The sequence below is a fragment of the Flavobacteriaceae bacterium genome (genome assembly GCA_003443635.1).
Classification (GTDB): Bacteria; Bacteroidota; Bacteroidia; order Flavobacteriales; family Flavobacteriaceae; genus AU392.
This window is the reverse complement of record CP031964.1, coordinates 2,787,683-2,801,984: the sequence shown is the minus strand read 5'-3', so window position 1 is coordinate 2,801,984 and position 14,302 is coordinate 2,787,683. Positions and strand designations below refer to the sequence as shown.

The window sequence follows — 14,302 nt, the reverse complement described above, 5'->3', positions numbered from 1 at the left end:
GTATGATTTTAGTCGTACATCAAAATAATAAAGTTTTAAAAGTTTTGGATGCCAAGAAACAGTCAATTGCAAATATGCAAATTGGACAATCTGTGACAAAAATACTTTTACAAATAGCAAATATTTATCCTGATACTTTAATAGTTTGGTGTGATTCAATTTATGAACAAGAACTAGATATAGAAATACTACCAATTATATTTCATCATAAACGAATATTGGCCTCATATAATCCAAGTATGTTAGAATATTTACCTAAACAAATAGGTTTTATAGAGCGCTCGTATTATTTAAAAATAAAAAAAGAAGTAACTTATCCTACTTGGCAAACAAGTAGTTTAGTTGGCGGTATCTATACGGATGTATTGCGTAATCTTAAAGGAGAATTGAATAGTAAAGATAACTTTGATTATTTCCTAAATTCATTAGGAAAAAGGGCTATGATAGAAGGTCTATTTTGTTATTCAGAACCTAAATTGCTTAAAAATTATAAAGTTGTTAAAACAGAAATTAAACAAGCAACTACATATGAGTTATTTAAATTTGTGAAGCAACATTACAAGTGGGTTTGGGGATGTATTTTAAGTTTGTGTTTTGTCATATATGAGAAGAAAATAAGTAGCATTTGGTCATTTTTAAAATCATTATTTTATTTCCAAAGAAATACTAATTTTAAGTTAGAAAATATAGTTATACAAACTTCACGTAAAGTAGTAAATAATAAGAATGTAGATGTTATTATACCAACCATAGGAAGAAAAAAATATTTATATGATGTATTAAAAGATTTATCTGTACAAACAATATTGCCTAAAAATGTTATTATAGTTGAACAAAATTCAAATAAAGATTCTGTTACTGAATTAGATTATTTAACTACTGAAACATGGCCATTTATAATTAAGCACCAATTTACACATCAAGCTGGAGTTTGTAATGCAAGGAATTTAGCACTAACAAAAGTAGAAAGTGAATGGGTTTTGTTAGGAGATGATGATAATAGATTTGATGCAGATTTAATCGAAAAGTTGTTTAAAGGAATAGAACAGTATGGTGTAAATGTTGCAACTACTGTTTATTTACAGCCTTCTGAAAGACAAGTTTATTTAAAAAGTGCACAAACCACAATTTTTGGAGCTGGAAATACAATTTTAAAATCTAACTTATTAACATCAGTTGCATTCAATACTAGATATGAATTTAATTATGGAGAAGACACAGAATTTGGTATGCAATTACGTTATTTAGGTCAAGATGTTGTTTATTTTTCTGATATCAAAATTACACATTTAAAAGCTCCAATAGGAGGTTATAGAACAAAAGTGAAACAACTTTGGGATAGCGATGCTATACAACCAAAACCATCGCCAACTATAATGTTGTTAAATATGACTTACTTTACAGAACAACAATTAAAAGGGTATAAGCTGCTACTGTTTATTAAAAATTATAGTTCTCAATCTATTAAAAATCCATTCAAATATATCAAGTACGCTAAAAAAAGATGGAATAAAAGTATGTATTGGAGTACAATTTTAAAACAACAGCAAAATGCTTAAATTATATACAAATACTAGTTTTTTAACCGAAGAACATCGTAAAAAAGTGTTTCCGCTGTTGTTTGATTTATATTATTTGAAAAATGAAATATTATTTGAATATTATAAAATAGTAAATGTTGTTTCTGAGTGTGATTTTATTGTATTCCCTATAGATTATGTAGCATTTTTGAAATTTAAAACAGATTTTTTAACACTTCAAGAATTAGCAAAAAAATACAATAAACCCATCTGGATATATTCTGCAGGAGATTATGGGTTTACTAATTACATTAAAAATAGTTATACATTTAGATTAGGAGGCTATAAAAGTAAATTAAACGATTCGACTTTTATAATGCCATCATTTATAAATGACCCGTATAAAACTCAATTATCACAAAGGTTTTCTACAAAACAAAAAGAAGAAAAGCCAGATATAGGATTTGTAGGGCACGCACAATCTGGAATACTTAAATATTTTAAAGAATTATTAAACCATCTTAAATATCAAATAAAAAGAAAAACTAATAAGTTAGTAGCTGATTCACAATCATTTTATCCATCGAGTATAAAACGAGCATATTATTTAAAAAAACTTAATTTAAATAAAAACTTAAATACTAATTTTATTTTAAGAGAGAATTATAGAGCCGGAATATTAACAGAAACTGATAAATATAAAACAACAAAAGAATTTTATGACAACGTATTTAACAATGCATATACATTTTGTATGAGAGGAGTAGGTAACTTTTCAATTAGATTATACGAAACATTAGCAGTAGGTCGTATTCCTATTTTATTAAATACAGATTGCAAATTGCCATTGTCCAACATTATAAAATGGTCTCAACATTGTGTAATTTTAGAAGAAACAAAAGAAAAGTCTATAGAATCTCAAATTTTAGAATTTCATAACTCAAATACAGAAGAAACCTTTAATACAATTCAAAATAATAATAGACAGCTTTGGGAAAATTATTTAGTAAGACACGCTTACTTTATTAAGGTTCATGATATATTAAAACAAAATGACTAAAACGTTTGCACTTATTATATGTACTTATATGCGACCGAAATCATTGTTGGAGTTGTTGCAATCGGTATGTAAACAAACACTATATCCTAATGAGATCCTAATTATTGATGGTTCAATAAATGATGAAACTGAGCAAGTGTTGATAAAAAATCAATTTAAAAACTTAAGGTATTTTAAAGTAAATGAAATTAATAGAGGATTAACTAAACAAAGAAATTATGGAATCAATTTAGTAACAGAACTCTCAGAGATTATTTGTTTTTTGGATGATGATGTTGTATTAACTCCCATGTACTTTAAAACATTGTTAGAAACCTATAATACACATAATGATGCTTTAGCTGTTGGAGGATATATTACAAATGAAGTAGAATGGAAAATAGCTTCAATAGATAGGAAGAAAACCCATTTTTATTATGACAATTGGATGCGTAGTGAACCATCACGTTTTCAGTTAAGACGAAAGTTTGGCTTATTACCAGATAAAGCGCCAGGGTTTTTACCAACATTTTCTCATGGAAGATCTATAAGTTTTTTACCACCCACAGGCAAAATATATAAAGTAGAACAATTAATGGGAGGTGTGTCATCTTTTAAAAAAGAGATATTTAAAACTTTATCATTTTCAACATATTTTGAGGGTTATGGATTATATGAAGATGCAGATTTTTCATTACGAGTAGCAGAAAAAGGGGCTATTTATATTAATACTAACGCTCAATTAGCACATCATCATAGTACGTTAGGAAGGCCAAATCAATATAAATATGGAAAAATGGTATTGAGAAACGGATGGTATATATGGCGTATGAGATATCCTAAGCCAACTTTAAAAGCACGATTAAAATGGAATGCAACAGCATTTTTATTAACAGCAATTCGTTATACGAATGTAATAACCTCTAAGTCTAAATTAGCAGCATTAACAGAGAGTTTAGGGAGAACAATAGGTTGGTGGTCTATACTGTTAAATGCACCAAAAATAGAACGATGAATTTCTTAATCATATCACATGTAAAACACAAGTTTAACGGAAGCACATATGCTGCTTATGCACCTTATGTGCGAGAAATGAATTTGTGGTTTAAATATGTAGATACTATTACTATTGTAGCTCCAGAAATAATGGGAAAGCCATCAGCAATAGAAATGAATTATAAGCATAAAGATATTAAATTAAATAAAATACCTTCGATTCAATTTACTTCTATAAAGCATGTTTTTAGGTCTATGTTTCAATTGCCAATAATTGCATTTACTATTTTTAAAGCGTGTAAGCAAGCAGAGCATATTCATTTACGCTGCCCCGGAAATATAGGACTTATAGGTTGTTTTGTACAGATATTATTTCCAAAAAAAATCAAAACAGCAAAATATGCAGGAAATTGGGATCCAAGAGCAAAGCAACCAAAAAGTTATAGGTTGCAAAAATGGTTGTTGAGAAATACTGTCTTAACAAAAAATATGCAAGTATTGGTTTATGGAGATTGGAAAAATCAAACGAGAAATATAAAATCATTTTTTACTGCAACATTCACTAAAACTGAAATTGAAAAATTAATAGAAAGAGATTATACTAATACGTTACAATTTGTTTTTGTTGGAAGTTTAGTAGAAGGAAAACGACCATTGCTAGCCATCAAAATAATAGAAGAGTTAGTTAAACAAGGAAAAAAAGTACGTTTAAATTTATTTGGAGACGGAGTTTTAAAAACAGAATTACATGACTATATTATTAATAATAATTTAAATAAATACATTACATTATATGGGAACCAAGAGAAAGATACAATTAAGGAAACTTTAAAAAAAGCTCATTTTTTAATTTTGCCTTCAAGATCTGAAGGCTGGCCAAAAGCTATTGCGGAGGCTATGTTTTTTGGAGTAATTCCAATTGCAACTAAAATCTCTTGTGTACCTTATATGTTAGATAATGAAAATAGAGGAGTTTTTATAGAACCTGATTTAAATTTAGCAGTTGAGAAAATTGACGAAGTAATTTCTAAAAGTGATTTAAAACAAATATCTTTTAATGCTTCTAAATGGTCACAAAGGTACACATTAGATGTTTTTGAGGACGAAATAAAAGTTTTACTAAAAAAATAATGCGAGTATTACAACTAATAGATTCTTTACAAGCTGGGGGGACTGAACGTATGGCAGTAAATATAGCTAATGAATTATCAATGTTTTCTGATGTTGAAGCATCCTATTTATGTGTTACTAGAGAAGAAGGTTTATTAAAACGTGATATTAATAAAAGTGTAAATTATCTTTTCTTAAATAAGAAAACTACTATAGATATTAAAGCTATTTTACAGTTTAATAAGTTTATAAAAAAAGAATCTATTGAAATAATTCATGCGCATTCCACATCATTTTTTTTGGCAACTATAATAAAAATAATGAATAAGAATGTAAAACTAATATGGCATGATCATTATGGTAATAGTGAGTTTTTAGAACAAAGAAAAACATATGTCTTAAAATTTTGTTCAAAGTATTTTTCTCATATTTTTAGTGTTAACTCCAAATTAGAAGTATGGGCGAGAAAACGTTTAAAAGCTCCAAAAGTATCTTATCTATCAAACTTTGTAGTTAAAGGAAATGACAAAAAAGAAACGACATTATTAGGCGCTTCTGAAAAACGCATTATACATTTAGCAAACTTAAGGCCTCAAAAAGATCATTCAACCTTAATTAAAGCATTTAATAAAGTAATTAAGAAACGACCAGATTGGACATTACATTGTGTAGGAAAAGATTTTAATGATATATATTCAAAAAAGATTAAAACTATAATAAAAGAATTACATCTAGAAAAACATGTATACTTATATGGAAGTAAATTCGATATACCTCATATACTATCTCAAGGCCAAATAGGAGTTTTGTCATCGAATTCTGAAGGATTACCATTAACACTTTTAGAATATGGATTAGGGGAGTTACCGGTAATTTCAACTAAGGTGGGAGAGTGTGATAAAGTTATAAGTAATTCACTTGAAGGAATCTTAATCGATTCAGAAAACACTAATGATTTATCAATAGCAATATTGAGGCTAATTGATAATTTTTCAGAACGAGAAAAATTAGGAAAGAACTTATATCATAAAATCATAAATGAGTTTAGTAGTGAATCGATAATAAATCTATTAATAGCTAACTATAAACAATGAATATTTTTAAATCATATAATTACTTAGTACTTATAGGTATACATATATGTATAGGTTTAGGTATTTATTTGGTTGATTCATTATCTAAAATATATTTCTTGGCAATTTTAGTATTAGGAATAATGAACATTTTTAATTCTAAACCGAAAAAGAAACATATATATGTATTAATGGCTTGTGCTTATATAGCTGGATCTGAGGTGCTTTTAAGAATGACAGGGGGTAATTTTTTATATGAAATTTCAAAATATACTGTAATTTTATTTTTGATAATTGGTGTTGTTTTAGGAGGTCAAGTAAATAAAAAAGCATATCCATATATTATTTATTTACTATTACTAGTACCTGGTGTTTTTGTTGCGTTATCTACTTTAGATTATGGAACTAATGTTAGAACTGCAATCACATTTAATTTAAGTGGACCATTTTGTTTAGGTATTTCGGCATTATATTGTTACGGAAAAAAAGTAACTCCTAGAGACTTACAAAAAATAGTTCAAGCTATGTTATTACCAATTATAGCGATGACAACATATTTATTTTTATACTCACCAAGTATTAAAAGTATATTATCTGGAACAGGATCTAATTTTGCAGCTTCAGGAGGATTTGGTCCTAATCAAGTCGCAACTGTTTTAGGGTTAGGTGTTTTTCTATTAGCAGGTAAATTTTTCATACAATCCAAAACCTTATTTTATAAAATATTAAATATCATTCTAGTAATAGCAATGGGCTATCGAGCAATTGTTACCTTTAGCAGAGGTGGTGTTATTGTGTCTATAGTGATGATTTTAGCTTTAGTGATTATGTTTTATATAAATAGCTCTAAAAAATTTAAAATTAAAACTATTGGTTATGTAATATTTCTAGGCGGTGCAATTATTTTGACTTGGTTTATGAGCTCTGTTAATACTTTAGGGTTAATAGATAAACGTTATAATAATCAAGATGCTACGGGTAGAATTAAAGAAGACGCATCTACAGGTAGAGCAGAATTATTTACTTATGAGTTAAATGAGTTTTTTGAAAACCCTATTTTGGGAGTAGGTGTAGGAAAGCTTAAAGAGCTAAGATTACAAAGAGAAGGTATTGAAGCAGCTACTCATAACGAAATGAGTAGAATTATAGGAGAGCATGGTATATTTGGAGTTATAGCATTTAGTATTTTATTATTTACTCCGTTAATATTCAGGTTTAAAAAGAAGCAAAATATTTATTTTTATTCTTTTTATTTTTTTTGGTTCCTTACAATAAATCATTCATCAATGCGTATAGCAGCTCCAGCATTTATTTATGGATTATGCTTATTAAATATATATTATGAAAAAAAATCTCCTTTACATAGGAAACAAATTAGTAAGTAAAGGAAAAACCATTACAACTATAGAAGTTTTAAGTGAACTTTTAGAGAAGGATGATTATATAATTACCACAGTATCTAATAAATCTAACAAAATACTAAGATTACTGGATATGTTATTTACAATCTTTAAACATCGTAAAATTGTAGATTATGTGTTAATTGATACTTATAGCACACAAAATTTTTATTACGCAGTATTATGTAGTTTATTATGTAAAAAACTAAACCTTAAATATATTCCAATACTACATGGAGGTAATTTACCTAATCGTTTAAAGAATAATAGAAAACTTTCTGATTTAATTTTTAAAAATGCACATATTAACGTAGCTCCTTCATTATACACAAAATCGATATTTGAAAAAAAAGGATATGTTAATGTAAAATCTATTCCAAATACAATTGAGATTGATAATTATAAATTTATAGAGAGAGAAATTCAACCTATTAAATTACTCTGGGTGCGCTCGTTTTCAGATATTTATAATCCGATATTAGCAATAAAAGTTGTAGAGCGTTTAAAAGTATTAGGAGAAAAAGTAAGTTTATGCATGATAGGCCCTGATAATGATGGCTCACTTACAAAAACTATAAATTTAGCTAGAAAACTTGATGTCGATGTTGAGTTTACAGGAGGTTTAACTAAAAAGGAGTGGATTGAGAAATCTAAACAATATAATGTGTTTATAAATACAACAAACTTCGATAATATGCCTGTTAGTGTAATTGAAGCTATGGCACTAGGGTTACCTGTAGTAACAACAAATGTTGGCGGAATTCCGTATTTAATTTCAAATGAAATCAATGGAATATTAGTAAATAAGAATAATGTTACAGAGATGGCGAATGCAATTTTAAAGTTAAAGAATAATAAAAGGGTTACTAAAAATATAACAAAAAAAGCAAGAGCAAGAGTTGAGCAATTTGATTGGAATAAAGCTAAGTTGTTGTGGAATGAGTTATTAAAATAAAAAGGTAGGAATTACTCAGATTTACTTGTTATATTTACACATGACAATTCCCTAATTAATGTCTTCTACAAAAGGAATCCATTTCGAAATTTCTGAACGTAAAATACTCTTACGCCTTTTCGACATCCTTTTTAGTTTAGGAGGATTACAGTTTATCTGTTATACATTTTCGTTTAACTATTTTTCTATTTCAATTGAAAATTGGACTTGGACATTTATTCTAATACTATATATAACTGTTTTTGGGACTATTTTTGAATTATATGATTTACAGAAATCTAGTAAATTAGATTCTGCTTTTAAAACCATCACACTTACAATATCAGTTACCACTCTATTTTATTTTTTAACCCCTATATTAACACCTTCATTGCCTGAAAAGCGAATAGAAATATTTTATTTTTACTTAACAATAATCGCTTCAATTTTTATATGGAGATTTTTATATGTTACGTTTATTGTATCACCTCGATTTTATAAAAGAGTTGTAGTTATTGGAGAAATATCTAATATTGATGCAATTATAAAAACGATAAACGAATCGGATCCTAATTATAAAATTGTAGGCTTTGTAAATAGTGAACCGCCACATCAATATGCGATTAGGTTTAACGGAATTAAGGAATATTGGCCTGGAAAGCTAGTTGAAGCTATACAAAAAGAGAATATAAATGAAATAGTAGTAGCAATTTACAATTCGGAGAATATTACTCCAGAAATCTATAATGAATTAACTACTTTACTCGAAAAAGGTTTTAAAATTAGAGAATATACTCAAGTATTTGAAGAAATAACCAAGCGAGTGCCTGTACAATTTGTAGGCAAAGATTTTTATAGATACTTCCCGTTTAGTAGGAGTAATCAAAATAAATTATATATGATATACCATAGATTTATGGATATTATAGTTTCTTTAATCGGAATTGTTTTAGGAATAATTCTTCTTCCTTTTATTTTTATAGGAAATTTAATTGGAAACAAAGGTGCACTTATATATACTCAAGTTCGAATAGGTAAAGATGGAGAACCATTTACAGTTTATAAATATAGAACGATGATTCCTAATGCAGAATCTTCTGGGGCCAAATGGGCAGATAAAAATGATTCGCGTGTAACTTCTTTTGGTCGTTTTTTAAGAAAATCTAGATTAGATGAAATTCCACAATTTGTAAATGTACTACTTGGTGATATGAGTATTATTGGTCCAAGACCGGAAAGACCATTTTTTGTAAAGGAATTATCTCAAATTATTCCATTTTATGAAACTAGGCATAGTATAAAACCAGGATTATCTGGATGGGCTCAAGTGAATACAAATTATGGATCAACTGTAGAAGATAGTTTAACAAAACTACAATATGATTTATACTATATTAAGCATCGAAGCTTCTTTTTAGATCTTAATATTATAGTAAAAACGCTAAGTACCGTAATTCATTATAGAGGTCAATAAATATTATTATCACTATTAAAGTTAATTATTGTTTATAGAAAAATGTTTAATAAGGTAAATATATCTTATAAACAAAGCGATTAAAAATGGGATTAACCCAATAGCAAATGCTTGTATACCAATAATCCAATGTAACACTAATAAGGAAAATGCAATTACTAAAAATTTTAAATATTTAATAAACCAATTTTTAGGGTGTTTACTCCATACTTGTTTAAGGATAAATATATTTAAAGCAAATGCCCATAGTAAATTATAATTTTGTGCTGTAGCGGTATGGTCTGTAGCAAACCAGAGTAATAATATAAAAATACCTATAAGACCTGTAGTGATAAATAAAATAACATCTAGAATTCTGGTTCGTTTTTGTGTTTTATGATCTCTGTAGGTAATCCATAAAATAATCAAACTTAGAATTCCGAATATCATCAATGGACTAGTAATAAAAGTACTTTCTGTAGGTTTGTCAATCGATTTAAATAAAACAGTATTTGTTCTTACAAGTGGTTCTCCAGAATTCTTATAAGTTGCATTCTCAAAAAAAACATGAATATAATTAGGTAAAAACATATGTTCTTCAAGAGTTGCAGTTTTATCTATTACAGAACCTAATGCAATATCAATACCAAGACTCCCCCATGAATTTTGGTTAAGATGACTACGAATTAATTCTCTAAATGTTTGTTGTTTAAAATCATTAGGAATATTAAAAACTATAGGATTGTCAACTTCTTCAGTAATTACATCTCTTATAATAGAAGCACAGTTGTCATAAAAAAAATCGTAAAGATAATAGCGATTTTCAGGTTTTTCATTTTCAACTAAAAAATTAAATAATTGCTGTTTTTGAGATTGAGTTAAATTTAAAACCTGAGATTGAATCGTGCGATTTTGACGCACATAAGAATTATAAAAATCTGAAAAATAACCAAGTCCTAATTTATAATTTAACTTACCTCTAGCAAATTTTAAAATAAAGTTAGGCGCATCAAAGTCATAACGACCATAATCAAATACAATATCTATATTACGATCTTTTACCCTAAATCCGCTATGCCCAAAAGAATCTACAAACCCGTTACCAGGACCAATGGTAAGAACACTAATTTCTGCTTGTTGAGATAATTGTCTAGCTTGAGCAGTTATATTAAGAGTGATAAAAAATAATAGTACTAGTAACTTTGTTTTCATATGTTAATTATCTAAAAATACTAAAATCTAGTTTTACTGAAAATACGTTCGAGTATAAAGCAGCACTTTGGTCACCAATGTCTGTAAAAGCATAGTCTATATAAATACCTCTATAATGAAAGCCTACTCCAAAATTGGGTTGAAATGTTAATCGTTCTGTATTATCTATTTCAAGCTCATTTTGAAAATTTCCTAAACCTGCACGTAAAAAAACAAGATCTGTATACCCAAATTCGAAACCAATAGCTGGATTAATACTAGCAATAGATGAAGAAATAATATCATTATTTTCTTCAAACCTAATATTTAAATCAACTTCAGTATGAAGTGTATAATCACGATTAAATTCAAATTGTTTTGCAATACCTATTTGTAATCTAGGAATTGTAATTTCTGTAGATTCAGGGATTTCTTGATTTTGACCTTCAACAGCATTCTGTATGTCAGCTAATCTATCATCATCAAAAGTCCAGGCATTAAAAGAAGTAGTTATATCTCGTGCAGTAATTCCAAATTGCCAATCGTTTTTAGTTTTAAATTGAATTCCTGCATCTAAACCAAACCCCCAAGATGATGCAAAATCTCCAATAATACGACGTATAACTTTAGCATTAACTCCATAGTTAAACCCTAAAAGAGGAAGTTTTCTTGCATAAGAAAAGGTAACAGCATAATCGGCAGCAGAAAATAGGTTAATCCTATCAAAATTAATTTGACCTTGATCATCTATTAATTGTGTGGTATCTAAAATGTCATCAACAGCAAACCTAATAACAGAAATTGCAATAGCGCTTCTATCATCTAAAGGTTTAGCAAATGCAGCATAATTGTAATTAGCAATGTTAGCAAAATAACTAGAATGTAATAGGGCAACTTGGTTATCTTCTAAGTTAACTAAACCAGCAGGATTCCAGTATCCAGAATTCACATCTCCTGTTCTAGCTACTACTGCATTACTTGTTCCTAGAGCTGCAGCATCAACTCCAATATTCAAAAATTCATTAGAATATTTTCTAGATTGTGCGAAAATAGATGAAGCACTAAGCAGTAAAAATAGAAGTAAAGGTTTCTTCAAAAGCAAATATTTTCACAAAGATGAGATATTTTTTTAACCTATTAAACTCTAAAAATTAATAGATATTGTCCTTTCTTTGCCATAGACAAAAAATGTTATTATTTTTACTTAAACTAATATCAAAAAGCTTGATTAAGCACATTCCAAACTTTATAACGTTATTAAATTTATTTTGTGGAAGCATAGCTGTTTTATTTGCTGTAAATGGAAATATGATAGCAACAGCATTATTTGTGTTTTTAGGGATATTTTTTGATTTTTTTGATGGTTTATTAGCTCGAAAATTAAAAGTACAAAGTGAATTAGGGCTGCAGTTAGATTCATTAGCAGATATGATAACTAGTGGTTTAGTTCCTGGACTTGTAATGTTTCATTTATTAAGTTTAACTATTAATGATTTTAGTTTAATTGAAGACTCTAACCAATGGACAGAAACAATGCATTGGATTGGTTTTAAAGTAAAACTTTTACCATTAATAGGTTTACTGATTACATTGGCTTCTGCCTACAGGCTTGCAAAATTTAATATAGATGAAAATCAAACGGATTCATTTATAGGTTTGCCAACTCCAGCAAATACGATATTAATTTTATCATTGCCTTTAATTTTAGAATTTCAAAACAATCATACTATTGCTTTAATCATAAACAATCAATGGGTTTTAATTGGATTGACTTTATTAAGTTGCTATTTATTAAATGCAAAAATTAAACTCATTGCTCTAAAATTTAAAACATGGGCATTTAAAGATAATATATCAAGATACATGCTGATTTTATTATCGATTATCTTGTTAGCAATATTTCAATTTGCAGCAATACCTTTAATTATTTTATTATATATAATCATTTCTTTATTGAATAAATAATACGAACTATGGCAGAGATTATTTTTACATTATTAATGCTTGTAATGTTGCAAGCAGTTCTTGGTTTCGATAACCTTTTATATATCTCTTTAGAATCAAAAAAGGCACCGAAAAATGATCAAAAAAGAGTTAGGAAAGTAGGGATATTAATTGCTATAATTTTAAGAATAGTCTTATTGTTTGTTTTGGTATCAATTATTGATTTTTTTCAAGACCCATTTTCTTTTTTAACTGGAGAAATAGAAAATGTTTTCAAGTTTGCTTTTAACGGACATAGCTTAATTGTATTAGCTGGAGGCGCTTTTATTATTTATACGGCTATTAAAGAAATATGGCATATGATCTCTACTCATGATTTAAGTCATGATGTTGAAGGAAATACAAAGCGAAGCAAGTCTTCAAATGCAGTTGTTGCAAGTATTGTTTTAATGAATTTAGTGTTTTCTTTTGATTCCATTTTGGCTGCAATTGGATTAACTAGTGATATAGAAAATTCAACTACAGCATTTATTATTATGGCTGTTGCCATAGTTGCTAGTGGATTATTAATGCTTTTGTTGGCGGACAAAATTTCTGCATTTTTAGCAAAAAATAGGATGTACGAAGTTCTGGGGCTTTTTATCTTATTTATTGTAGGTATTATGTTAGTAACAGAAGGTGGTCATTTAGCACATCTAAAGATTTTTGGTAATGAAATTGTACCAATGAGCAAAACAACTTTTTATTTTGTGATTACAATTTTAGTAATAACAGATATTGTACAAGGAAGGTATCAGAAAAAACTAATAAAAGAAGCAGCTAAGAATGCTAAAAATGAAGAAAATTAATTAAAACTCTAATTTCTTTTTGCGGAGTTCAAAGTTTTGGCCCAAGTACACTTTACGCACCATTTCGTCTGCAGCTAGCTCTTCAGGTTTTCCAGCCTTAAGAATACTTCCTTCAAACATTAAGTAAGTTCTATCTGTAATGGCAAGTGTTTCTTGTACATTATGATCTGTAATTAAAATTCCAATATTTTTCTTAGTGAGTTGTGCAATAATACGTTGTATATCTTCAACAGCAACAGGATCTACTCCTGCAAAAGGCTCATCTAACAAAATAAAACTTGGATCAGTAGCTAAAGCTCGTGCAATTTCGGTACGACGTCGCTCACCACCAGATAATAAATCACCTCTATTTTTTCGGATATGGCCTAAACTAAATTCATCAATAAGAGACTCCATTTTTTCATGCTGCTGTTTTTTAGAAAGCTTAGTCATTTGTAAAACACTTAAAATGTTATCCTCAATACTTAACTTTCTAAATACAGAAGCTTCTTGAGCAAGATATCCAATACCGTTTTGAGCACGTTTGTACATTGGGTATTTTGTAATTTCTGTATTATCTAAATGAATACTACCTCCATTTGGTTTTATTAAGCCAACAATCATATAAAAAGATGTTGTTTTTCCAGCACCGTTAGGACCAAGAAGTCCAACAATCTCTCCTTGATTTACTTCAACAGAAATACCTTTTACAACTTTTCGCCCACTATAGGACTTCATTAAATTATCAGCTCTTAAAACCATATGTTCTTCAAATCAACGCTAAAAATAGTAAAATCATATAGATTACTATTAAA

Annotated in this window: 13 protein-coding genes; 10 read left to right on the top strand and 3 right to left on the bottom strand. The window is 28.1% G+C overall.

Going from position 1 to position 14,302, the window contains the following annotated elements; all coding sequences use genetic code 11:
• The first annotated feature begins 2 nt into the window (after positions 1–2).
• From D1817_12890 to D1817_12855, 8 genes are read left to right on the top strand one after another with little or no spacing between them, the layout of a single operon-like run.
• A complete protein-coding gene (locus D1817_12890) occupies positions 3–1,559 on the top strand; it encodes a glycosyltransferase family 2 protein (protein ID AXT20743.1) in 1,557 nt (518 codons plus the stop codon).
• Positions 1,552–2,580 (top strand): hypothetical protein, encoded by a 1,029-nt coding sequence (locus tag D1817_12885; protein AXT20742.1) that lies wholly within the window; start codon positions 1,552–1,554, stop codon positions 2,578–2,580. Before D1817_12890 ends, D1817_12885 begins: the two co-directional genes overlap by 8 nt.
• Positions 2,573–3,574 carry a glycosyltransferase gene (locus D1817_12880; protein AXT20741.1) on the top strand — a complete coding sequence of 334 codons (1,002 nt, stop codon included), beginning with the start codon at positions 2,573–2,575 and terminating at the stop codon, positions 3,572–3,574. The genes D1817_12885 and D1817_12880 overlap by 8 nt, the downstream gene beginning before the upstream one ends.
• On the top strand, positions 3,571–4,686 hold the full coding sequence (locus D1817_12875) for a glycosyltransferase (GenBank protein ID AXT20740.1): 1,116 nt from the start codon (positions 3,571–3,573) through the stop codon (positions 4,684–4,686). The genes D1817_12880 and D1817_12875 overlap by 4 nt, the downstream gene beginning before the upstream one ends.
• Positions 4,686–5,759, top strand: coding sequence for a glycosyltransferase (locus D1817_12870; protein ID AXT20739.1), 1,074 nt, complete (start codon positions 4,686–4,688; stop codon positions 5,757–5,759). Before D1817_12875 ends, D1817_12870 begins: the two co-directional genes overlap by 1 nt.
• On the top strand, positions 5,756–7,123 hold the full coding sequence (locus D1817_12865) for an O-antigen ligase domain-containing protein (protein ID AXT20738.1): 1,368 nt from the start codon (positions 5,756–5,758) through the stop codon (positions 7,121–7,123). Before D1817_12870 ends, D1817_12865 begins: the two co-directional genes overlap by 4 nt.
• On the top strand, positions 7,080–8,093 hold the full coding sequence (locus D1817_12860; GenBank protein AXT20737.1) for a glycosyltransferase: 1,014 nt from the start codon (positions 7,080–7,082) through the stop codon (positions 8,091–8,093). The genes D1817_12865 and D1817_12860 overlap by 44 nt, the downstream gene beginning before the upstream one ends.
• A 58-nt stretch (positions 8,094–8,151) precedes the next feature.
• The gene (locus D1817_12855) at positions 8,152–9,546 is read left to right on the top strand and encodes a sugar transferase (GenBank protein ID AXT20736.1); all 1,395 of its coding nucleotides are present in this window, start codon (positions 8,152–8,154) and stop codon (positions 9,544–9,546) included.
• A gap of 21 nt (positions 9,547–9,567) precedes the next feature.
• Here D1817_12855 and D1817_12850 read toward each other — a convergent pair whose 3' ends face one another.
• Entirely contained in the window at positions 9,568–10,737 is a 1,170-nt protein-coding gene (locus D1817_12850) for a DUF4105 domain-containing protein (GenBank protein ID AXT20735.1), read from the bottom strand.
• A 7-nt stretch (positions 10,738–10,744) separates the two neighbouring features.
• The gene (locus D1817_12845) at positions 10,745–11,812 is read right to left on the bottom strand and encodes a hypothetical protein (protein AXT20734.1); all 1,068 of its coding nucleotides are present in this window, start codon (positions 11,810–11,812) and stop codon (positions 10,745–10,747) included.
• 128 nt (positions 11,813–11,940) lie between these two features.
• Here D1817_12845 and D1817_12840 point away from each other — a divergent pair, with 128 nt between their 5' ends.
• Both D1817_12840 and D1817_12835 read left to right on the top strand, forming a co-directional pair.
• On the top strand, positions 11,941–12,681 hold the full coding sequence (locus tag D1817_12840) for a phosphatidylserine synthase (GenBank protein AXT21280.1): 741 nt from the start codon (positions 11,941–11,943) through the stop codon (positions 12,679–12,681).
• Positions 12,682–12,689: 8 nt separating this feature from the next.
• Entirely contained in the window at positions 12,690–13,508 is an 819-nt protein-coding gene (locus D1817_12835; protein ID AXT20733.1) for a tellurium resistance protein TerC, read from the top strand.
• Here the strand turns inward: D1817_12835 and lptB are convergent, their stop codons facing one another.
• Positions 13,509–14,249, bottom strand: coding sequence for an LPS export ABC transporter ATP-binding protein (lptB, locus tag D1817_12830; GenBank protein AXT20732.1), 741 nt, complete (start codon positions 14,247–14,249; stop codon positions 13,509–13,511).
• Between the last annotated feature and the right edge of the window lie 53 nt (positions 14,250–14,302).